General features: G+C 56.4%; 22 protein-coding genes and 2 pseudogenes. 10 read left to right on the top strand and 14 right to left on the bottom strand.

Annotation, left to right across the window (positions count from 1 at the left end):
• From ACQY4M_RS20800 to ACQY4M_RS20785, 4 genes and pseudogenes are all read right to left on the bottom strand, one after another.
• Positions 1-395 (bottom strand): annotated as a pseudogene (locus tag ACQY4M_RS20800) (transposase); the annotation flags it as partial.
• 131 nt (positions 396-526) lie between these two features.
• Positions 527-1,258 carry an IS21-like element helper ATPase IstB gene (gene istB, locus ACQY4M_RS20795; RefSeq protein ID WP_428539322.1) on the bottom strand — a complete coding sequence of 244 codons (732 nt, stop codon included), beginning with the start codon at positions 1,256-1,258 and terminating at the stop codon, positions 527-529.
• Positions 1,255-2,754, bottom strand: a complete 1,500-nt coding sequence (istA, locus tag ACQY4M_RS20790) for an IS21 family transposase (protein ID WP_428539289.1) — start codon at positions 2,752-2,754, stop codon at positions 1,255-1,257. Before istA ends, istB begins: the two co-directional genes overlap by 4 nt.
• A 112-nt stretch (positions 2,755-2,866) precedes the next feature.
• Positions 2,867-3,502: pseudogene (locus ACQY4M_RS20785) on the bottom strand (transposase); the annotation flags it as partial.
• Positions 3,503-3,714: 212 nt separating this feature from the next.
• On the opposite strand from ACQY4M_RS20785, the gene ACQY4M_RS20780 reads away from it, so the two are divergent.
• The 4 genes from ACQY4M_RS20780 to ACQY4M_RS20765 all read left to right on the top strand — a co-directional run bounded on the left by ACQY4M_RS20780 (position 3,715) and on the right by ACQY4M_RS20765 (position 8,013).
• Positions 3,715-4,847, top strand: a protein-coding gene (locus ACQY4M_RS20780) for an IS3 family transposase (protein ID WP_428539245.1) whose coding sequence is annotated in 2 segments (ribosomal slippage) — positions 3,715-3,967 and positions 3,967-4,847 — 1,134 coding nt in all. Because the reading frame shifts where the segments join, the coding sequence is not laid out codon by codon here.
• A gap of 233 nt (positions 4,848-5,080) precedes the next feature.
• The gene (locus ACQY4M_RS20775; RefSeq protein ID WP_428539227.1) at positions 5,081-6,124 is read left to right on the top strand and encodes an IS5 family transposase; all 1,044 of its coding nucleotides are present in this window, start codon (positions 5,081-5,083) and stop codon (positions 6,122-6,124) included.
• A 65-nt stretch (positions 6,125-6,189) separates the two neighbouring features.
• Positions 6,190-6,636, top strand: coding sequence for an ATP-binding protein (locus tag ACQY4M_RS20770; protein WP_428548202.1), 447 nt, complete (start codon positions 6,190-6,192; stop codon positions 6,634-6,636).
• A gap of 126 nt (positions 6,637-6,762) precedes the next feature.
• On the top strand, positions 6,763-8,013 hold the full coding sequence (locus ACQY4M_RS20765) for an IS256 family transposase (protein ID WP_428539230.1): 1,251 nt from the start codon (positions 6,763-6,765) through the stop codon (positions 8,011-8,013).
• A gap of 78 nt (positions 8,014-8,091) precedes the next feature.
• Here the strand turns inward: ACQY4M_RS20765 and ACQY4M_RS20760 are convergent, their stop codons facing one another.
• The 7 genes from ACQY4M_RS20760 to ACQY4M_RS20730 form a co-directional block, all read right to left on the bottom strand.
• Positions 8,092-8,292, bottom strand: a complete 201-nt coding sequence (locus ACQY4M_RS20760) for a hypothetical protein (RefSeq protein WP_428548199.1) — start codon at positions 8,290-8,292, stop codon at positions 8,092-8,094.
• A gap of 13 nt (positions 8,293-8,305) precedes the next feature.
• Positions 8,306-9,331 carry a quaternary amine ABC transporter ATP-binding protein gene (locus tag ACQY4M_RS20755; RefSeq protein WP_428548196.1) on the bottom strand — a complete coding sequence of 342 codons (1,026 nt, stop codon included), beginning with the start codon at positions 9,329-9,331 and terminating at the stop codon, positions 8,306-8,308.
• Positions 9,324-10,232 (bottom strand): ABC transporter permease, encoded by a 909-nt coding sequence (locus ACQY4M_RS20750; RefSeq protein WP_428548193.1) that lies wholly within the window; start codon positions 10,230-10,232, stop codon positions 9,324-9,326. Before ACQY4M_RS20750 ends, ACQY4M_RS20755 begins: the two co-directional genes overlap by 8 nt.
• A 77-nt stretch (positions 10,233-10,309) precedes the next feature.
• Positions 10,310-11,305 carry a glycine betaine ABC transporter substrate-binding protein gene (locus ACQY4M_RS20745; protein WP_428548190.1) on the bottom strand — a complete coding sequence of 332 codons (996 nt, stop codon included), beginning with the start codon at positions 11,303-11,305 and terminating at the stop codon, positions 10,310-10,312.
• Between the two features lie 150 nt (positions 11,306-11,455).
• Complete coding sequence (locus ACQY4M_RS20740) at positions 11,456-12,025, bottom strand: hypothetical protein (protein WP_428548187.1); 570 nt, start codon at positions 12,023-12,025, stop codon at positions 11,456-11,458.
• On the bottom strand, positions 11,998-12,558 hold the full coding sequence (rsmD, locus tag ACQY4M_RS20735) for a 16S rRNA (guanine(966)-N(2))-methyltransferase RsmD (RefSeq protein ID WP_428548184.1): 561 nt from the start codon (positions 12,556-12,558) through the stop codon (positions 11,998-12,000). The genes ACQY4M_RS20740 and rsmD overlap by 28 nt, the downstream gene beginning before the upstream one ends.
• Positions 12,555-13,766: an NAD(P)/FAD-dependent oxidoreductase gene (locus tag ACQY4M_RS20730; protein ID WP_428548181.1), complete on the bottom strand. Its 1,212-nt coding sequence runs from the start codon at positions 13,764-13,766 to the stop codon at positions 12,555-12,557. Before ACQY4M_RS20730 ends, rsmD begins: the two co-directional genes overlap by 4 nt.
• 165 nt (positions 13,767-13,931) lie before the next feature.
• On the opposite strand from ACQY4M_RS20730, the gene ACQY4M_RS20725 reads away from it, so the two are divergent.
• From ACQY4M_RS20725 to ACQY4M_RS20715, 3 genes are read left to right on the top strand one after another with little or no spacing between them, the layout of a single operon-like run.
• Positions 13,932-14,339, top strand: coding sequence for a carboxymuconolactone decarboxylase family protein (locus ACQY4M_RS20725; RefSeq protein WP_428548178.1), 408 nt, complete (start codon positions 13,932-13,934; stop codon positions 14,337-14,339).
• Positions 14,340-14,342: 3 nt separating this feature from the next.
• On the top strand, positions 14,343-15,317 hold the full coding sequence (locus ACQY4M_RS20720; protein WP_428548175.1) for a quinone oxidoreductase family protein: 975 nt from the start codon (positions 14,343-14,345) through the stop codon (positions 15,315-15,317).
• A 16-nt stretch (positions 15,318-15,333) separates the two neighbouring features.
• Complete coding sequence (locus ACQY4M_RS20715) at positions 15,334-16,191, top strand: branched-chain amino acid aminotransferase (RefSeq protein WP_428548172.1); 858 nt, start codon at positions 15,334-15,336, stop codon at positions 16,189-16,191.
• 42 nt (positions 16,192-16,233) lie between these two features.
• Here ACQY4M_RS20715 and ACQY4M_RS20710 read toward each other — a convergent pair whose 3' ends face one another.
• From ACQY4M_RS20710 to ACQY4M_RS20700, 3 genes are all read right to left on the bottom strand, one after another.
• Positions 16,234-17,052, bottom strand: a complete 819-nt coding sequence (locus ACQY4M_RS20710; protein ID WP_428548169.1) for a cyclase family protein — start codon at positions 17,050-17,052, stop codon at positions 16,234-16,236.
• Between the two features lie 99 nt (positions 17,053-17,151).
• Positions 17,152-18,390, bottom strand: a complete 1,239-nt coding sequence (locus ACQY4M_RS20705) for an NAD(P)/FAD-dependent oxidoreductase (RefSeq protein ID WP_428548166.1) — start codon at positions 18,388-18,390, stop codon at positions 17,152-17,154.
• Complete coding sequence (locus ACQY4M_RS20700; RefSeq protein WP_428548163.1) at positions 18,387-19,778, bottom strand: NAD(P)/FAD-dependent oxidoreductase; 1,392 nt, start codon at positions 19,776-19,778, stop codon at positions 18,387-18,389. Before ACQY4M_RS20700 ends, ACQY4M_RS20705 begins: the two co-directional genes overlap by 4 nt.
• 84 nt (positions 19,779-19,862) lie before the next feature.
• On the opposite strand from ACQY4M_RS20700, the gene ACQY4M_RS20695 reads away from it, so the two are divergent.
• The 3 genes from ACQY4M_RS20695 to nusG all read left to right on the top strand — a co-directional run bounded on the left by ACQY4M_RS20695 (position 19,863) and on the right by nusG (position 21,674).
• A complete protein-coding gene (locus tag ACQY4M_RS20695; protein ID WP_428548160.1) occupies positions 19,863-20,633 on the top strand; it encodes a DeoR/GlpR family DNA-binding transcription regulator in 771 nt (256 codons plus the stop codon).
• A gap of 111 nt (positions 20,634-20,744) precedes the next feature.
• Positions 20,745-20,954, top strand: coding sequence for a preprotein translocase subunit SecE (gene secE, locus ACQY4M_RS20690; RefSeq protein WP_428548157.1), 210 nt, complete (start codon positions 20,745-20,747; stop codon positions 20,952-20,954).
• A 186-nt stretch (positions 20,955-21,140) separates the two neighbouring features.
• Positions 21,141-21,674, top strand: coding sequence for a transcription termination/antitermination protein NusG (gene nusG, locus ACQY4M_RS20685; protein ID WP_428548154.1), 534 nt, complete (start codon positions 21,141-21,143; stop codon positions 21,672-21,674).
• Positions 21,675-21,738 lie beyond the last annotated feature (64 nt).

Here is a 21,738-nt window from a genome sequence, read left to right as displayed (position 1 = left end):
GAGCGAGCGTTTCCCAGCCATCGACCTTTCGCATGACGATCTGCCCCGAGGCCATCAGAGCCCAAAGCAGCATCGGCACGGTCTCGGCGCATGGCAGCACGGTCTGGGTCTTGATGCGGCGGCGGAATTCCTCGTTCAGGCGTTCGATCGCATTTGTCGTTCTGGCCGATTTCCACTGGCCTTGTGGCAGACGCGTGAAGGTGAAAAGCTTATCTCCTGCTTCTTCCAAGCTGTCAGCGACGGCCTTGCATTTCAGCCGCCATTTTCGCAGAAATGCCTTGCGGCGGGTGGCGATTTGCCCCGTCCACGATGACAAATTCGGGCCGTTTCAACCCGCGCGCATCCAGATCGTTGATGAACTGACGCCAGGCGGAGGTGCTTTCGCCGCCCATGTTCATCTGTCAATGAGCATTTAAAACTGACCCGGTTTCGGCATTTAAATTTGCCCCCCCCTTTGTGGCGCAAAGCCCCCAGTCGGGCCGCCTTCATGTAGCGAGTCCGTCTGGGGGCTTTGCTTGCGGAACGGCTAGTTTTTTCTACGGCGTTTACTCTGGGCGAACCGGTATGAGGTATTGCCGGTTTCGATGATGTTGCAGTGATGAGTGACGCGATCCAGAAGGGCGGTTGTCATCTTGGCATCCCCGAAGACCGAGACCCATTCACCGAACTCAAGGTTGGTTGTGATGATGATGCTGGTCTTCTCGTAGAGCTTGCTGATCAGATGGAAGAGCAACGCGCCACCGGATTTGGGAAACGGGATGTAGCCCAGCTCGTCGATGATGACGCAGTCCAAAGCCGAGAGCTGCCGGATGATCTTCCCTGCATTGCCGTCGGCCTGTTCCTTGATCAGGGCGTTGATCAGATCGACGGCGTTGAAGAAGCGCGCCTTCTTGCCGTTGTTGATCAGCGTCGTTCCCAGCGCGATGGCGATGTGGGTTTTGCCCGTGCCGGTTCCGCCCACCAGGATGAGGTTATGGGCCTCCTCTGTGAACTGGCCGGTGCAGAATGGTTCGATCTGGGCCTGGGTGAGGGCGGCGGCGCTGTAATCGAAGGTTGCGAAGTCCTTGTGATGGGGGAACTTCGCAACCCTCATTTGATACTGGATGGAGCGCACCCGGCGCTCTACAGTCTCGGCGTCGATCAGTTGCCTTATCGCTGTGGTCAGACTTGGCGGCTTGCGCGCGGACAGCAGATCATGGGCGCAAGCTGCCATTCCATGCAACCTGAGGGCTGTCAGTTGGTCGATCAAGGCATTCATACGGCAACCTCCTCAGCCGAGCACAGGGTCTCATAGCGTTTGCAATCGGCTTCGGGCCGCAAGGTCAGCTGCGGATAAGCGCAGGCATCGCTGAGCGGTGTGATGACCGGTTCCACCAACTGGTTGATCAGATTGATGATGGCGGGCAGCCGCAGGGTGTTTTGTGCCACCGCCAGATTGCAGGCCGTCTCGACCACCTCGATCCCGTGATCCTGTGCCAGCAGGAGCAGGTCGACGAACTCCCGATCCCCGCCTTTACCAGCCATGTAATGTTCCCTGATCCGATGCATGGCCTCGGGCAGTTCCCAGCCCACAAAGGGGGCGCCATTGCGCAGGGCACCAGGCTTGCGGTCCAGCAGGGGAACGTAATGCCAGGGCTCGAAATAGCTGATATTGCGGGTAAAATGACGCCTGTGCTCGGCAATCACATCCTGACCGGAGACCACCACGATCCGGCCGGCATAGGCGCGTAGCGACACATGATGCCCGGCAAAGCGGGAGGGCACGCTGTAGCGATTGCTGGCATATTGAACCAGGCAGGTGGAGCGGACACGGACGGTCTTTTCCACGTAGCCGTCGAAGGCCCGACCCAGGGGGCGCAGTTCGGCGCGCTCGTCTTCGAACACTTCGGTAATCGTGCGATCCTGCTGCTCGGGATGGGGACGCTCTGCCAGATCTTCGCAACGCAGACGCAGCCACGCGTTCAGCGCCTCGAGATCATCAAAGGCCGGTTCGGGAACGAACAACCGGCCCCGCAAGAACTGGACCTGGTTCTCGACCTGTCCCTTCTCCCAGCCCGCAGCGGGCGTGCAGGCCACCGGCTCCATCACATAGTGGTTCATCAAGGCCAGGAACCGGGGATGGAATATCCGCTCCTTCGAGCGCGAAACGTAGGTCACCATGGTCTTGGGGTTGTCGATGATCACCCTGCGCGGAACGCCTCCGTAAAAGGACAGCGCCTGCACGAAAGCATCCAGCACCATCTCCTGGGCTTCACCGGGATAGGCAATCACGAAAGGCTTGCGGCTGTGACACAGGCGGAAATGAGCGACCTTCACCTTCTGCTCGACACCACCCAGTACGACCCGTTCTTCGCTCCAGTCAAATTGCAGCGCGTCACCCGCCGCAAAATGCAGCGGGATAAACGCATCTCCCGAACAGGCCCCGGCGCGCTTCAACTCACGAACAAAACGCTGAACCGGCGAATAGGACCCGGTATAGCCCTCTGCCACAAGCTGCTCGTATAGCTTCTGGGCCGTCCGCCGCTCCCGGCGTGGTCGCCTCGAGTCCTGATCAAACAGTTCCTGCAGCCGAAGATCAAACCCATTGCACAGTTTGTGCCGAACTGGCGGCGCATGGCGCTGGTAGCTCGGCGGATTCTCGTCCTTCAAATACTTCTTGATCGTGTTCCGCGACAGTCCCGTCGCCCGCGCCACAGACCGGATGCTGCGCCCTTCAACCAGCACCCAGCGCCGGATCTTCGATACGCTTTCCATCAATATCACCTGCTCTTTCCTCCGCACAATTTTGCGCGGATGTTAACGAAACAGGTGGGTCAATTTTACTCGCTCATAACCCACCCAAGTGGGTCAGTTTTGCACGCCGATTCACATTCATCAGTGATAACAAGACCTTCTGCCCATCCCGGCGCACGCCAATCGCGGCCAGAACCGAGATATTGGTGGCCTTCCTGTCAATCCGCGTTTTGATCACGGTGCCGTCCAGGATCAGCCGCACGATGTCTTCATCCGCAAGGCTGCGGGCGCACCACGCCTGCCAGTCCACCTTCACCTTGCGCCAGGCGCGGCTCACCACATCCTTGCTGACCGCCCCCTGAAACAGGCCGAACAGGGCGCGTTTTACCCGCCGTGTGTTGGTGCCCGAAAGGTAGACAGCAGCGATCAGCGCCTCGGCCTTCTTCGTCAGCCGCTGGTAGCGGGGCAATGCCTTCGAGCGCCATTCTCTGGCCTTGCCGGCCTCGCCTGTGATCCGCGCACGCGGCACGCGCACCGTTTCGGTTCCAAATGTTCCGACCAGTTGCCGCTCGCGATGCCCGTGGCGGTATCCGGCCTTTGCCCCGCCGCTGCGGCCATACCGGCAACGGCCCAGAAACTGCTCCAGCTCCTCTTCGAAAACCGCCTCGATCGTCGCGCGGATGTTCTGGCGCAGCCGGTCTTCAATCGGGTCATAGCCTGCTTCATTGGCCAGTAGCGCGGATGTCGATGTTGCTGTATTCTTTGTCATGGCGTGATCTCCTTGGCGGTTCCAGCCGCCGGTTGGGTGGCTTCGATGCACCCGGAGATTACGCCGTCCTCGAATTTCCACTAAACTCGCGACACTACCGTTGGCACAACTACGCGCAGATAATAGCAAAGCAAAGATACCAGTTCAGAGGTGGTCGCGGAAATTCGGACCAGTTGTTAAGGTGGATCGACTTATGAGAAAGACGATTCAAAATGACGAAACGAAAGAACCATTCTCCCGAATTCAAAGCCCGCGTTGCGCTTGAAGCAATCCGCGAGGAAATGACGATGGCGGAGCTGTCGAAGAAGTATGGTGTGCATCCAACCCAGATTGGCACATGGAAACGAGCAGCGATTGAAAACATGGCCACGGCATTTTCCAGACGGGGCCGTGATCCTGATCGGGTTGATGAAGCCCAGATTGAGAAGCTGCACTCCAAGATTGGTCAGCTGGTCGTGGAACGGGATTTTTTAGCCAACGCCTCGCAACAGTTGCTCGGGAAGCGAGGCAAAAAATGGTGAGCCGTGAGCATGATCTGAGTGTGCGACGACAATGCGGGCTACTTTCTCTGGCGCGCTCGAACCTGTATTACCAGCCAAAAGGCGAAAGTGCTGAAAATTTGCGGTTCATGACAATAATCGACAAGCAATTCTTGCAGACGCCGTGGTATGGATCACGGCAAATGGCCCGGCACATGCAGCGCCAAGGTTACAAGTGTGGTCGCCACAGGGTCCGCCGTTTGATGCGGCTGATGCGGTTGGTTCCGATCTACCAGACGCCCAACACGAGCAAGAAACATCCGCAGCATAAGATCTACCCGTATCTGCTGCGAGACCTGACGATTGATCGTCCAAACCATGTGTGGTGCGTAGATATCACCTACATTCCGATGCAGCGCGGGTTCCTCTATTTGGTCGCGATCATGGACTGGCACAGCCGCAAGGTTTTGAGCTGGAGATTGTCAAACAGCATGGAGGCAGATTTTTGCGTTGAAGCCCTGAAAGAGGCTATGGCCAAATACGGCAAGCCCGATATCATGAACAGCGACCAGGGCAGCCAGTTCACCGGGTTTGAATGGACGCAGGCGCTGAAAGAAGCCGACGTGAAAATCTCGATGGATGGCAAAGGTCGCTGGGTCGATAACCGGATGATCGAGCGGCTTTGGCGATCCTTGAAATACGAATGCATTTACCTCAACGCATTTGAAACGGGTTCGCAGACCCGCGCCGGGATCGGGAAATGGTTGGCTTACTACAACACCGAGCGCCCGCATTCCACCCACGGAATATTGACCCCGGATGAAGCCTATGACAGAAAAACAAAACCAATGAGTTTGGCAGCCTAAATGAAACCCTGATCCATCTTAAACTGGCTGCTGACTGGTCAAAAAAGTGGGACCACCTCTTTCCGATATCTTTACGGAAATCAGTGGATAGAATTACACGGTTTCTAATGAATGTTCCCGGAAACGAAAATATAAGGGTTTCAATAGGGAACCTCTAAAAATCCCCCAAAATCCGGCCTGACGGGGTAGAATCGTCATCAGGATGAAAATGATTCGACCGACGGGGTTTTGTCATGGGTCAGATGGGATTTTTTGATCTTTCCAGCCGATACGCGGGACTGGACAAATCTGGTGATCCGCTGGTGTTGCTCAACGACATGGTGCCGTTCGAGGATTACCGGGACGAGCTGAAGGCCATATGGCGCACGCCGCCCGAACAGCGCAAATCCAACGCTGGCCGCCCGCCTTGGGATGAGGTGCTGATATTCAAGACGATGGTTTTGCAGCAGCTCTACAACCTCTCTGACGATCAGATCGAGTATCAGATCCGCGACCGCCTGTCGTTCATGCGGTTTCTCGGCCTTGGCATTGAAGACAGCGTACCTGACGCCAAGACCATCTGGGCCTACCGTGAAAGGCTGGCCGGGGCCGGGAAGATGAAGGAGCTGTTTGACAAGTTCGATGCCTTTCTGCGCGAAAAGGGCTATCTGGCGATGGGCGGGCAGATTGTTGATGCGAGCATCGTTCCGGCGCCGCGCCAGCACAACAAAAGGGACGAGAACGAGAAAATCAAGGCGGGCGAAACGCCTGAAGAGTGGGAGGAAAAACCCCACAAGAAGCGCCAGAAGGACGTGGATGCGCGCTGGACGAAGAAGCACGGCAAGAGCTATTACGGCTACAAGAACCACATCAATGTCGACCGGCGGCACAAATTCATCCGCGCTTATGATGTCACCGATGCCGCCGTGCATGACAGCCAGGCGCTTGCCGGTCTGATTGATGCGAGCAACACCTCATCGGACCTGTGGGCCGACAGCGCCTATCGCTCGCAAAAGATCGAAAGCGAGCTGGAAGAGCGGGGGCTTCACAGCCATATCCATCACAAGGGCAGGCGCGGCAAGCCGCTTGGCGAGCGCCAGCAAAAGGCCAACCGGAGGCGCTCGAAAGTGCGGGTCCGGGTCGAGCATGTATTCGCTTTTCAGGAGCGCTCCATGGGCGGCAAGCTGATCCGCTCCATCGGCCTGAAGCGGGCGCGATTTCGCATCGGGATGATGAACCTGGTCTACAACATGAAGCGCTTCGTCCAGTTCGAATGCGGCCTGGCGGCGCCGGGATAAGGGTTCATGGGGTGAGGTGTGCCTGAAATACCCAAAACCGGCTTGAAACCGGTGAAAATGGGTTTATGATCCGAAGCAATCAGGCGGGACAGGCGAAAAACCGTCCACCCCGCCGCGAAGAAGGCGAAAACGGGAATTTACAGAGGTTCCCAATAGATGTTGCCGAGGACCTCATCATTCTTGCGGAACAGCAAGATTTTGAAGAGATTATTGGCAATCTGTTTGAGAATGCCCTCAAGTGGTGCGATGAAAGCGTATCAATTTCCGCTGTTCAGAATGACAACAATAATATTGTGATGATTGAAGACGACGGGCCAGGTATTCCAAAAGAAAGTGCGAAGACAGTTATAATGGCGGGCGAGCGATTGGACGTTGGCAAACCGGGTCATGGATTAGGGCTATCTATTGCTTCAGACCTTTTGCAATCATACGGGCAGGAATTGGTTTTGGATAAATCAGAGAAACTCGGTGGATTGATGGTGAGTTTTACCTTTCTGAATGGGAAAACTTAGATAATTCATTGAAGTGGCCCGCCTTCACGAACGAGTAATGCCCGAAAGTTGGTGATGGGGTGATTGGGTGGCATATCATGGCGGTGTTGACGCGCCGCGATTCTCAGAGAGAAAAGGATATGCCACATGGAAGACGATACTATTTTGGAGTTTACCGATCCAGCCGGAATTTCACCTGATCCGCTGACGGATATCTTGCGCAAAGGCGCGCGGGATCTGTTGGCACAGGCGGTCGAGGCCGAGGTTTGTGATCTGATGGCGCAACACGCGCATTTGAGGGATTCGGCCGGTCGCCAGCGCCTTGTTCGCCACGGATACCTGCCGGAGCGCGAGGTGATGACGGGGATCGGCCCTGTCCCGGTGAATGTGCCTCGGGTGCGTGATCGTGGCACGGGGGCGGAGAAGATCAGGTTCACCTCGACGCTTCTGCCGCCGTATCTGCGCCGGGCAAAGTCGGTCGAGGAGTTGTTGCCCTGGCTCTATCTCAAAGGTATTTCCACGGGTGATTTCGGCGAAGCACTGGCGGCCCTTCTGGGGCCTGATGCGGGTGGTTTGACATCGAGCACGATTTCGCGCCTGAAGGCGGAGTGGTGGGCAGAATACGAGCGTTGGAACCGGCGTGACCTGTCGGCCAAACGCTATGTGTATTTCTGGGCCGACGGGGTTTATTTCAAGCCGCGCACGGATGCTGACAAGCAATGCATGCTGGTGATCATCGGCGCGGACGAGTGGGGTAACAAGGATGTTCTGGGCCTCGTGGACGGGTATCGAGAAAGCAGCCAGAGCTGGCGTGAACTGCTGCTGGACTTGCAACGTCGTGGCCTCAGAAAAGCCCCTGATCTGGCCGTTGGTGATGGCGCGCTCGGCTTCTGGAACGCCTTGCGGGAGGTGTTCGGTGAGACCCGGGAGCAGCGCTGCTGGGTGCATAAAACCGGCAACGTCCTGAATGCCATGCCGAAGTCGCTGCAAGCCAAAGCCAAGGGCCATCTACAGGACATCTGGATGGCCGAGAACAAACGGGACGCCGAGGCCGCGTTCAATTTCTTCATCGAAGCCTATGGCGTGAAATACGAGCGTGCCGTGGGGAAGCTGACCAAGGACCGGGACGTGCTGCTGACCTTCTACGACTTCCCTGCCGAGCACTGGAAACACATCCGCACATCCAACCCCATCGAAAGCATATTTGCCACCGTGCGGCACCGAACGAAGAAGACCAAAGGCTGCCTCGGGCGCAAGACCGCCTTGGCAATGACCTTCCGCCTGATGATGTCGGCAAAGAAGAAATGGCGTAAACTCGACGGCGCATTCCGATTGCCGGAAATCATCGAAGGGGTTGAATTTAAGGACGGGATCAAGCAGGAAAAACATGCCGCCTGATTACTGCGTCACCAACTTTTGGGCATAGCTCTTCACGAACAGGGTTGCGGCCGAGTTATGGAGTATCCAGTTTGGTTTTCATGCCGTTTTCTTCAATTCATTGCTATCAAAGTACGCCTCGTTCGGCGTTCTTTTATCAAGTGCCGTGTGGGGGTGCCCGAGAAAACCCATATATATCATCACCCCGCGCATCGCCGCCGCAGACGGCACCCTTGTGCCGCTGTTGCCCAAGAGCGCAGGTGAATACCAAGGAAAATCGCCCACCACATCCGCAGACATGATGGGCAATTTGTTAGTGGGTTGCCGGTGTTACCATTGCGTCAATAACAGCCTTCATGGTGATCTCGCCGATTGCTGCTCCTGATGTATTGGTAATCGCAGCCGCGTTTTCATTTGAGTACGTCAGTTTTTGTGCTGCGAACTCGAGGCTGCTACCGGTCGGTATCTGCAATGCTGACGATGATGCTTTGGGGGACATGATCGTATCCACCTTGATCACCCGCCCTCGGTTCACTTCTTTTACAAAATCCGCGATATAGGCATCTGCCGGTTTCAACACAATGTCCTGTCCCGTGCCTTGCTGGATCACCTCGCCGTCACGCAGGATGGCGATGCGATCACCAAGACGCAGGGCTTCATCCAGATCGTGAGTGATAAAGACGATGGTCTTGTGCAATTCGTCCTGTAGTTCCAGCAGGATGGTTTGCATATCCATGCGGATCAGCGGGTCCAGCGCTGAAAATGCTTCGTCCATCAGCAGGATGTCGGCATCATTGGTCAGGGCGCGGGCAAGGCCCACACGCTGTTGCATGCCGCCGGACAACTGATTGGGATAGTTGTCCTCGAACCCGTCAAGTCCCACACGGCTAAGCCAGTGACGCGCACGTTCTTCGGCTTCGCCGCGGTCAACGCCCTGTAGCTCGATCCCGAAAAGGGTATTGTCAATCACTGTGCGGTGCGGCAGCAGGGCGAATTTCTGAAATACCATCGCTGTTTTATGGCGGCGGAATGCCAGAAGGTCGGAATTGGACATTTTACAAATGTCCTGCCCCTGATAGATCACCTCGCCGACAGTGGGTTCGATCAGGCGGTTAATATGGCGGATCATCGTTGATTTTCCTGACCCCGACAGCCCCATGATCACCTGTATTTTGGCCGATGGCATTTTGATATTGATGTTCTTCAGGCCCAAAACATGCCCGTATTTGGCGTTCAGTTCATCCTTGGACATGCCGTCCTTGACCATCTGGATATACTTCTCGCCATGCGGCCCGAAGATTTTGTAAAGGCCTTTAACCTCGATACTGTTATCAGCCATGGATCGTCTCCGAATGTTTTTGCAGGCGTTTGCCGAATTTCTGGCTGACGCGGTCAAACACAATTGCAATTGCAACAATGGCAAGGCCATTCATCATTCCAAGGGTCAGATATTGGTTGTTCACTGCCTTCAACACATTCGAGCCAAGCCCGTGCGCCCCGATCAGTGACGCTACAACAACCATCGCCAAGGCCATCATAATTGTCTGGTTCACACCGGCAAACAGATTGGGCAACGCCAGCGGCAGTTGCACTTTCATCATCTTTTGCCTTGGTGAGGCCCCAAAGGCATCTGCTGCTTCAAGCACATCTTTGTCCACAAGCCGAATTCCCAGATTGGTTAGCCGAACAACCGGCGGAATGGCATAGATGCAAACGGCAATCAGACCCGGCACCTTGCCGATCCCCAGAAGCATTAGCACGGGGATAAGATACACAAAGGCCGGAATGGTTTGCATGATATCCAGAATGGGCACAATCACAGCCTGAATGCGGTCGGATTTCGACATTAGAATTCCAACCGGTATACCGATAGCGATGCAGACGAATGTAGAAACCGAAACCAGTGCCAGCGTGCGCATGGTATCGTCCCACATACCAAGATACCCGATCAGCAATAATGCGACGGCTGTTCCGATTACCATTGTAATGCTACGGGCGCCGAACCAGACCAGCAGGCACAATACCGCGATCATCAGAGGCCAGGGTGTTCCCAGCAACAATTTCTCGAACCACACCATAAACATCTTTAGCGGATAGAAAAAATTCTCGATCGCTTCGCCGTTTTCGCGGGTGAAAACTCGAAATGATTCATCAATCCCCTTTTTCAAATCCCGTAGATCGGCGCGTCCCATTTTGGGAAATTCGGCCAGATAGTCGGGTAGCATGTCCTTAAGTGACATTCCCCATCCCCTATTTTTGTCTTCCAAAAAACTGAACCGCCCAGATTGAGCGGCTCAGCCTTGTTCTTAATCAGCTCTTAAAGTGAGCTTTTGATTTTTTCAGCGGCTTCTGGTGAAACCCACTTGGTCCAGACGTCCTGATATTTTGTCAGGAACTCGATCGCGGCATCTCCGCCGTCGGCCTGTTCGTCAGCCATGTATACTAGCATTGCGCCCATGACGTCACCGGGGAATACGCGGGCTTCCAGATATGCATTGATATCCGCGTTGCCTTTGTAAAAATCGTCAGTCACAAGTGTAAAGACCTCGGATTTGATCCAGGCGGATTTCGGAGGATTGGGGCAATCTTCTTTTGCGATACAGTTGGTCCATTCCTCTTTGCCGACAAAGGGCACACCGAATGGCACCGAATGCAGGTTGTATTTGCCGATAATGGCGGTAGGTGACCAGTAGTAGCCGAACCAGTTTTCGCCACGTTCGTTTGCTTTGGCGATAGAGCCGTCCAGACCCGCAGCCGAACCCGGATCAATCAGCTTCCAGCCTTTGGCTTCCATGTCAAACGCTTTGAACAGGTTGGCATTCACAGCTTGACAGCCCCAGCCGGCAGGACAGCCGACAAATGCGCCTTTGCTTGGGTCTTCGGAATCCGGAAACAATTCCGGGTGCTCGATGATATCCAGTGCTGTTTTGAATTCAGGATGCGCTTCAGCGGTATATGGCGGGATCCACCAGCCTTCGCCCAGGCCAGTGATCGGGCCTTTGTTCACGGCGTGAATGCGGCCTTCTTCCAAGGCAGGGTCAAGAACGTCACGCAGGGCATTAACCCATTGCTCGCCCGCGATTTGCGGTTCGCCTTTTTCGTTCATGGATGTGAAAATTGCCGATGTGCCACCGACAACCAGTTCGATTTCGCAGCCGTAGCCTTCTTCAAGGATAATTTTGTCGACATTGGCCATCAATTCGCCAGAGGCCCAGTTAAATTCGGCCATTTTGATGCTGCCACATTCAGCAAACGCACTGCTTGCTGTCATGCTGGCTGCCATCATCGCCGAGGCAAGTAGTAGTTTCTTCATTTAGTCTCTCCCTAGGTGAAAATTCATTGTTCGGGCACAGTAAACCTTGCGGGGCGCGTGTATGTAAAGGGTTTAACGCCGCAATCCTTGCAATAAGCGTGATTGCCATGGAATGATGTGTCGTAAATTGCCGGTAAAGCGTCGGTTGTATTAACTGCGCTCATTTAGAGTTGAGGTGTTCCGCCATTTCTCAATCTGTTCAAGCAGTGATTCACGGGTCATCCCATCGGGCAGTCCGTCCATTTGAAGCGGTATGTACTCGACGGGGGACAGCAGCAAAAGCACAAGGTTTTTGTAGGGGACGACCTCGGTGATGTAATCCCAGATCAGGTTGTTTTCTTGTGGCGGGCCAAAGTCGGACACACCGTATTTAGACAGAAACACAGCGCGGTTTTTGCGGCGTAAAGGGGCTTGTGTAATTTCATGAAACAGACGTTTTTTCCAGATACCGTTCAGAATGGTCATAGCGAGAAACGCAAAATACATTGGGGCTATTGCGGCAAGCCAGTTGTGTTGCTGATAGCGGTTGGGCAGCAGGTGATCCACAATCTGCATTCCGCCCATTAGCACCGCCAAAGCCACACCCCAGATAGCTAGGCTTGGCCATAGCCTATAGTACCGTCTGGTCAAAAACCGGGCAATTTGCGGGCGCTTGATCTTGCCCCAGTCACGTTTGATTTCGATTACATCCGTCATACCAATTCCACAATCGTTACCCATGTATCCCCGTACCGCCGCTGGTCGTGCAATTCAAACCCGTCCGGTGGAAACTGTGCGCTGTTTTCCTCCCAGACGATCAGTGCGCCATCGGCCAGCCATCCGTTATCACGCGCCGACAGCAGGGCCTGTTCGCCCAGCCCTTTGCCATAAGGCGGGTCCATAAAGACCAGTGTGCAAGCGGGGCTTTTCTTGGCGGGCAGGCGGGTGGCGCTGGTTTTCAGGATAGTTGTGTCGTCCATCCGGCGGGTCAGGTTGATGTTTTCACGCAGCAGGCTTTGGGCCTTGCGCCCGTCATCGACAAAGGTGCAATGCGCCGCCCCGCGTGATAGGGCCTCAAGCCCCAGCGCGCCGGTGCCTGCGAACAGGTCCAGCACAGTTGCGCCACGCACCGGATCGCCATAGGCCCCGCCCAGCAGCACCGAGAACAGGCTTTCGCGCACCCGATCCGAGGTGGGGCGTAAATGCGCCGCCGTATCCCCCTTGCCGACCGAGGCAAGCGTTAGTCCGCGATGCTGTCCGGCAATGATCCTCATGCCTTCAGCAGGGATTTCAGTTCGGTTTCGGGGTTGGCGACAACATCGGGCGCGGGGGATTTACCGCCTTCGATCAGCCGCTTGCCGATCATATAGGCCCGCGCGTCGTTCATCGCATCCACGGCCAGCAACGTGTTGCCAGCGTAATACCAGTGCGACTGTGTGCCTTCCTTGTCCCCTGCCCGCGTGACCACCTTGTCATAGCCGGTGTTCAGCCCCGCGATTTGCAGTTTCACGTCGAACTGGTCCGACCAGAACCACGGGGTTGCGATGTAATCCTTGCCCGCGCCCAGCATGTTTTCGGCCACCACTTCGGCCTGATCAATCGCATTTGGTACGCTTTCCAGCCGGATGCGGGTATCTTTGTACGGAAAGGATGCGCAATCGCCGGCTGCCCAGATATGCGGGGCCGAAGTGCGTCCCTGTGCATCGGTTTTTATCCCGTTGTCCAGCGTTATTCCCGCCGCTTCGGCCAGCGCGGTGGCGGGGCGTATACCGATGCCGGTGATCACGAAATCAACCGGCAAGGCATCGCCGTTGGTCAGGGTGGCACTTGTCACACGGGTATCGCCCGACAGATGGTCCAGCCCGACCCCTTCGATGATCTTTACCCCGTGGGCCGTGTGCAGATCGCGGAAATAGTCCGAGGTTTCGGGTGCGGCCACCCGCTGCAAAATCCGGTCGGCCATTTCCACCAGTGTCACATCCAGCCCCAGTTTTGCGGCCACCGCTGCGGCCTCAAGCCCGATATAGCCACCGCCAACGATCAGAACCTTGCGGCCCTTGGCGAATTCCGGCTCCAGCGTATCAATATCGGCCAGCGTGCGCACTACATGCACCCCGCCTAGATTGCCGCCGATGGCATTGGGCAGGTGGATCGGGGTGGAACCGGTGGTGATGGCCAACTCGTCATAGGCCAATACGTCTCCGCCCACAGTCACGGTTTGCGCGTCCGCATCAATCGCGGTCACGGTTTCCCCCAGCCGCAGGGTGATATTCTGGTCGGCATAGAATTGTTCGGGCCGCAGATACAGCCGCTCGCGCTCCATATCGCCCAGCAGATAGGCCTTGGACAGTGGTGGGCGTTGATAGGGGGGCACGGGTTCCTGACCGATCAGGGTGATGTCGCCCTCATAACCAAGGGTGCGCAGTTTGGCAGTAAGCGAGGCCCCGGCCTGACCGGCGCCGATAACGATGATGTGGGGCATGGGTTGGATCCATTTCGCCTGTGGGTTTGCGCCAAGGGTAGCGCGGCAGGCGCAGGGATTAAACCGGTTTAATGGTGCGATCCTGTCAATCCGGATAGAAACCTTGAATTTTCGGTCAAAACCCGACAAGTTATCATTAGAACACATATGACAAGGAACCATGACATGCCTGCCGTCCAGCCCCCCAAAGATCCGGAATCAGACCCGCGCGTCAAAGCCGTATTCGACGACATCCGCGCCACACGCAATTCGGATTTCATCAACAACATCTGGCGCTACCTGGCGTTTGACGCGGATCTGTTGGAGCGCACTTGGGAAGAGGTCAAGGCGGTGATGGCTACCCCGTCCGATCTGGACCCGCTGACCAAGGAATTGCTGTATCTGGCGGTATCGATCATCAACAATTGCGAATATTGCGTCCATTCTCATTCTGCCGCCGCGCGGGCCAAGGGAATGACACCGGCCCAGCATGCCGAGGTGTTGAAGATCGTGTCGCTGGCTGCCAAAACCAACCACCTGTCAAATGCGATGCAGGTGCCGGTTGATCCTGTGTTTATCGTTGGCGAGGAATAAAAGATGCCCATAGCCATTGCTGCCGCCAAAGCGGGCGGTCCCGATGTTCTGCATGAAATCGACCTGCCAACGCCCGCGCCCAAGGCGGGCGAGGTGCTGGTGAAACACAACGCCATCGGCGTGAATTTTATCGACACCTATTTTCGCAGCGGGCTGTATCCGTGGCCGGTGGATAAGGATCTGGTGCTGGGCAGCGAAGCCGCCGGAATTGTTACCGCACTGGGCGACGGGGTGACGGATTTCGCCGTGGGTGATCGCGTGGCCTATACCATTCCGAATGGTGCCTATGTGTCCGAACGGGTGATCGAGGCGCGGCATCTGGTCAGGTTACCCGACGGGGTAAGCGACGAGGTGGCAGCGGCCGCCATGCTAAAGGGGCTGACGGCGCATTACCTGTTGCACCGGTCCTTCAAGGTAGAAAAGGGCCAGACGGTTCTGTTTCACGCAGCGGCGGGCGGCGTTGGCCTGATCGCGGGGCAATGGCTGGCGGCCAAGGGGGTGGCAGCAATCGGCACCGCTGGTGGGCCGGAGAAATGTGCGCTGGCGGCACAGCATGGCTATACCCACACGATTGATTATAAATCCGAGGATTTTGTCGAGCGGGTTAAAGAGATCACCGGCGGCGAAGGCGTGCATGCGGTTTATGACAGCATCGGGCATGACACGATTGCCGGGTCCATGAGCTGTCTGAAAACCTTTGGCACGCTGGTGAATTTCGGTCAGTCATCCGGCCCCTATCTGGATTTCAAACTGTCCGATCTGGCGGTTGGCTCTTATACCGTCACCCGCCCCGTGTTGTTCCACTTCACGGCGGATCGCGCCTATCTGGAAAGCGCTGCGGCGGATTTATTTTCGATGATCGAAAATGGCACATTGAAGATCAACGTCAATCAGCGTTACCCTCTGGCCAAAGCAGCCGAGGCGCATATCGCGCTTGAGGGGCGAAAGACAACCGGATCAACCGTTTTGATCCCGTAAATAAGGAATTAGGAATATGGCAGTCGGAAGCGTAATCTGGACGTGGTTCAACGGGGCATGGCATCAGGGCGATATGCCGGTGATGAATTCCGCCGATCACGGCACATGGCTGGGGTCGCTGGTGTTTGACGGCGCACGCAAGTTTGAAGGGTTGGTGCCTGATCTGGAACCGCATTGCGCGCGGGTGAATGATTCCGCTTATGTGATGGGGCTAAAGCCGACCCTGAGTGTTGCTGAAATGCAAGAACTGGTGCTGGAAGGGCTGGACAAGTTCGATGATGACGCCGCCGTTTACATCCGCCCGATGTACTGGTCCAAAGAGGGCGGCAAAGGCGTGGTTATCCCCGATCCCGAGTCGACCGTGTTCTGTCTGTGTCTTGAGCAAATCCCGATGGCACCGGCCGATGCGGCACAATCGCTGTGCAAAACCCAGTTCACCCGCCCGATGCAAAGTATGGCACCGGTCAATGCCAAGGCGGCTTGTCTGTATCCGAATAACGGCCGGATGATCCGCGAGGCACAGGCGCGCGGCTATGACAATGCGATTGTCGAGGATGCGCTGGGCAATATTGCGGAAACAGCCACAGCAAACATTTTCATGGTCAAGGACGGGGTGGTGAAAACACCGGTTCCCAACGGGACGTTTTTGAACGGTATCACCCGTCAGCGGATTATCGGGCTGTTGCGCGATGCGGGCAAGACGATCGAGGAATGCACGCTGAAATTCGAGGATTTCGAGGGCGCGGACGAGGTGTTCCTGACCGGCAATATTTCCAAGGTGACACCGATTGTAAAAATCGAGGATACAGAGTTTGAAATCGGGCCGGTGACGAAACTGGCGCGGGATCTGTATTGGGAATGGGCCAAAGGATAATATCCCAACCCTCCCCCGTTCACGGGGGAGGGAACAAGACAGCTATACCATCGCAAAAATGCGTGAGGGGCCGCCAGTGCCGCCCCGGTGTTTTGGTGCACCAACGATCAGGGTTGCGCCTGCTGCGGGCACTTTGTCCAGATTCAGCAGGTTTTCGATGCCGAAACGCCCCGATGGCAACCATGCATAATGTGTCGCAAAATCGGCGGATTTCCCGAAATCCAGTGATAGAGTATCCACCCCGATCGACATTGCACCGGTCTCTTCCATCAGCATCTTTACGGCATCGACGTGGAAGCCGGGGAAATGCTGTGCCTCGCCGTCAAAGCCACGGAATTTGTCGCTGGTGACATGTGCGGCCCAACCCGAATGCATGGCCACACAGGCATTGTCCGGTATGTCTCCGTTTGTCGCGATCCATGCTTTTATATCATCCGGCGTGACTTGCGCATCCGCGTTATCCGCTGCACGGGCGGCGATGTCGATCACACAAAGCGGCGCAACCAGATTGTTGACCGGAATTTCATCAACCGAGGCCCCGTCCGCAGAAAAGTGCAAGGGGGCATCGATATGTGTGCCGGTGTGCTCATTTACGGTCAGCACTTTCAGGTTGAACCCGTGTTCAGCAAAGTTGAACATTTGTTCTTCGCTGATCCCGGGCGCGCCAAAATAGGTCGGGAATTCGGCATCATAAGTATGCGTCAAATCCATAACCGTTTCATGCCCCGCCGCCATTGCTGCCGTGCCCGTCATGGACGCGCCAACGGTTGCCGCCGCACCCGCACCTGCGGCTGTTTTGAAAAAGCTGCGGCGTGACAGCATTTTACCCTTCACCGCGTTCATTACACATATATCGCACATGTTTTTCTCCCTGTTCGGATTATTGTTTCCCTTGGGCAAGTATACCGGAAAAACCCACGGTTGTGGGACTATTCTGTTAGGGGATGGAATTTGTGCGGATTATTCCAGTGCAAATGTCAGGGTTACGGGGCCGGTAATGGCCGCTTGGTCCAGTTCGCTGATTGGCAACAATATACGGCGTTCCTTGCGGCTGTTTACAGGCCATTTCCCGACGACCTTGCCATTGCTGGTGGCGATTATATGCCCTTTGGCAATGTCGTTCAGGCGTAATTGCAGGGTATACATACCGCCGGAAGTCTTAAGGTTCAGACGTTGAGGCATGACATATTTCAACTCCGGCCCTTCGACGCAAACAGGTACCGTTTCCATGCCTTCAGGCAGCTTCCCTGCCAGATCATCCGCCACACGCGCACCGGTCAGGCATCCTTCGTTCCAGCTCCAGCCTGCCGTTTCCACAGGCCGCAGCAGGTTGCCTGCTGCAAAATAGGCCGGGTCTGTGCAACGCCCGAACTGATCCACCACGGGACCGCCGGTTGCGGGGTCAACTTCCAGATGACCCATGCGGCCAAGGGTGGATTCCGGTGTGAACATGCCAGACAGGATCACCCCGTCACAGCCTATACGTCTGCGGGTGCCATCAGCATCCTGTACTTCAAGGCTGGATACGGTTTTATCGCCATGGATTGCCACGGGGCGGGTGTTCAGATGCAGCGGCACGCCTTTCAGGCGCGGGTACAAGGTAAAGGGCCAGCGGACGGTCGGGCGCGGGTCGGGTTCCACCATTGCCACGGGCCGGATACCGGCGTGGGCGCAGGTGGAAACGGCTGAAATGGCGACCAGTTCGGTGCCAACGATCACGGGGCGTTTGAACGGACGCATGTGTTTCAGAAACACCATGGATTGCAACGCGCCAGTGTTCACCACGCCTTGCAACCGCATCCCGCCCAGCAATCGGGCCGAGCGCGGGGTTTCGCGCACGCCGGTGGCATAGATCACGCGGCGGGCTGTAATAACCTGCTGCCCCTCGGGTACTGCCAACAGCAGTTCGCCCCCGATACGGGCCTGAACCACGGTGGTCAGACAATTAATTTCCACACCGGCGGCAAGGGCGGTTTGCACCAGTTTGCGGGCATAGGACGGGCCGGTGTAGACGCGTTTGAATTCCCGCGCACCAAACGGCGGATGGCCGCAATGGCGCGGGATGCCGCCCGCATCGGATTCGCGTTCCAGCACAACCACGCGGGTCACGCCTGCGGCCTTCAGCGTGGTTGCCGCCGCCAGACCAGAGGGGCCGCCGCCGATGATGGCAACGTCGATCGGGGTGGTCAGGTCAATCATTTGTCTACCCCCTCGGCCATCGGGATCGCAAAATGCCCTTCGGTCAGTTCCGCCAGACGGGCCGAGCAAAAGAACCCCTGACAACGCCCCATCGTTACCCGTGTTTGCCGTTTCAACCCGGCCAGTGATTTTGCGGCCAGTGGCCCACTTAGCGCCGCTTCGATCTCGCGGCGGGTGACCAGTTCGCAATGGCAAACAATTTCGCCGTGATCCTTTTCCTTCCAGTCGCGATTGGCAACGTCGGTCAGCACGCGGGCGGTGGGGATTGCCGGATCGGTCAGGGCTGTATGGTCGGCCCCCATGTCGCGATACAGGCCATAGGTATACTGTGCGATGCCCAGTGCCCCGCTAAGGCCGGTCGAGCGAATGCCGCCCACCGTGATCCAGTTGTTCGCCGCATCGGCGCTGATCTGGTAATCCTTGAATTCCGTTGCGGGCCGCAGCCCCGCGTAGGTGGCCGTTACAGGCATTCCTTTCAGGGCGGGCATGATTGCCTCGCCCGCCGCCATCAGGCTTTGCAGGGTTTCGGTGTCGATGGAGGAATCCGTGCGGCTTTGCTGATCCTCGGCGGTGGGGCCGACGGCCAGATTGCCGAATACGGTGCGAAACAGCACGATGCCTTTGGTGCGGGCGGTGGGGACCGGCAAGATAACCGAACGGGCCAACCGGCTGGCCGCTTTGTCGTAAACCACAAACTGGCCTTTGCGCGGGGTGATGGTGAACGACGCTTGTCCGAACACGGAACTGTTGACCAGATCACCATATAGACCGGCGCAATTGACTACATGGTTTGCCCACACCAGCCCTTGCGTGGTTTCCAGTTTCCACCCGTTACCGTCAAACCGCCCTCCGGTCACTTCGCAAGACAACATCACCTCGCCGCCATTCATCAACGACTGATGCAAATAGGCATAGGGCGAGGACCATGGGTCAATCAGGCTTTCGCTCGGGACCGCAATGGCGGCAAGGGCGCGGTCGGACAGGTTTGGTTCGACTGTGCGCAACTCGTCGCCGGTGATCAGGCGGGTGTCCATGACGTTGTTATCAACGGCCTGCTGCTGGATTTGCTCTAGCTTGGCCACTTCTTCATCGCTCCAGGCAACAACATGCGCGCCACATTCGTCCAGCGTCAGGCCAAAATCGCGGTAAATCTGGCGGTATTCCTCGTGACCGGCCTGCACGCAGCCAACCTCGATTGAACCAACCGGCGCGTCAAACCCCGTGTGCAGGATCGCGCTGTTGGCTTTGCTGGCGCCATCCAGAATGTCGGTGGTTTTTTCCAGCAGAACCACCCGCGCCCCTTCCAGCGTGAACCGCCGCGCCATGGCGCAGCCAACGATACCGGCACCGATGATGGCGACGTCATAGGGGGAGGAGGGTGTGTTCATAGGGAATCGGGTTCTTGTGGTTAGAGTTGATTTTGACTATTCAGTAATTATAAATGCCCTAACAGTCAAAATAAAAGTATGACCATGAAAGTCCAGAACCGCCAGTCTCGTATCCTTGCCGAAGTCCGCAGCCGTGAAAAGGCGACGGTGGAATATCTGGCTGAACTTCTGGGGGCATCGCGCGAAACCATCCGGCGCGATCTGACTGATCTGGAGCGGCAAGGGAAAATCAGCAAGTTCCACGGCGGGGCGATGTTGCCGCGCCTGTTCGGGGAAGGGGCGCTACAACAGCGGATGAGCGAGAATGTCGACGCCAAGTTGCGCATCGCCAAAACGGCAGCCGCACTGTTTCATGCAGGTGAAACCCTGTTAGTCGATACCGGATCAACCACCCAGTATTTCGCGGAGCAGATGGCACAGGTGCAGGGGGTGAATATCATCACCAATTCCACCGATGTGGCGGCGGCGATTTCGGCGGGCGGGCAATCTGGGGCCTACCTGCTGGGCGGGCAATTCAGTGCGGACAATCGGCAAACAGTCGGCACAATGGCACTTGAGCAGATTAACGGATTTCATGCCCATCACGCGGTTTTGACAGTTGGGGCGCTGGGTGTTGATACGGGTGTGGCCGATTACAATCTGGAAGAATCGCAAGTGGCCAAGACGATGATCGCGCGGGCCGGTTCGGTGACTGTTCTTGCGGATCACGGCAAATTTGGAGCGATGGCGTCTTTCGGGGTGTGTTCGCTAGACAGTATAAACCGTCTGGTCTGTGATACGGCTCCGCCCGCTGATCTGGCGCAGGCGCTTGGGGTTGCGAGGGTTGAAGTTGTGATTGCTGGGCAAGGCGAATAGCGGCTTTATCGGCAAGAATAGGGCTGAATATAGCCTGTCGAGATTCACACCTTGAAAAACCCCCAGTTTGCGCGTATCTGCAACCAGATCAATTCAAAGGCAGGCAGCTCGATGGCTAAACCCAAACAAATCCCCAGTCCTATCCAGTTTTTCCAGCAGGTCCGCGCGGAGATTGCCAAAGTTGTATGGCCAACCCGCCGCGAAGTGATGCTGACAACCATCATGGTTTTCATCATGGCGGCGCTGACAGCTATATTCTTTTCGATCGTTGATCTTTCGATCCGTTCGGCCCTGACCGCGGTTCTGGGAATGTTCGGTTAATAAAAACTGCCGTCTACGCACTTGAAAAGGTTGGGTTTCAGTTGTAGAGCGGGCGGCACCACAATGACAGGCGTGCAGCGATTCGGGTTGCGCGCTGTTTTTTGTTTTGGATGTAGGCGGGTTAACCGTCTGAAATATTTGGAATTTACCGCGCTTCGGTGCGGCTGGCACAAGGGCTAAGGCAAGATGGCGAAGCGGTGGTATTCGGTTAGCGTTCTCTCGAATTACGAGAAAAAGATTGCCGAGCAGGTAAAAACTGCTGCGATTGAAGCGGGCCTTGAAGATGAAATCGAAGAAGTTCTGGTGCCCACCGAAGAGGTGATCGAGGTGCGACGCGGCAAGAAGGTTACGACCGAACGCCGCTTTATGCCCGGTTATATTCTGGTGCGGATGGAAATGTCGGACCAGGGCTATCACCTGATCAACTCGATCAACCGCGTCACCGGATTTCTGGGTCCGCAAGGCAAACCGATGCCGATGCGCGATGCCGAGGTCAACGCGCTGTTGAACCGTGTCGAGGAAACGGCCGAATCACCACGCACGCTGATCTTTTTCGAAATTGGCGAAAAAGTTGCCGTTGCAGACGGCCCGTTTGAAGGTTTCGACGGCATGGTCGAAGAAGTGGACGAAGACAACCAGCGCCTGAAGGTGACTGTATCGATCTTTGGCCGGGAAACTCCGGTTGAACTGGAATTCACGCAGGTCAAAAAAGAGACCTAGCAAGAAGCATGTGGGAGGAACGGTGGGCGCGCCCATCAAACCGGACCACGCAACCCTAACCCCT

This window comes from Profundibacter sp., assembly GCF_965277155.1.
In the GTDB taxonomy this organism is placed as follows: Bacteria; Pseudomonadota; Alphaproteobacteria; order Rhodobacterales; family Rhodobacteraceae; genus Profundibacter.
Note: the sequence above shows the minus strand (reverse complement) of the source record. Positions and strands in the feature narration are given on the sequence as shown.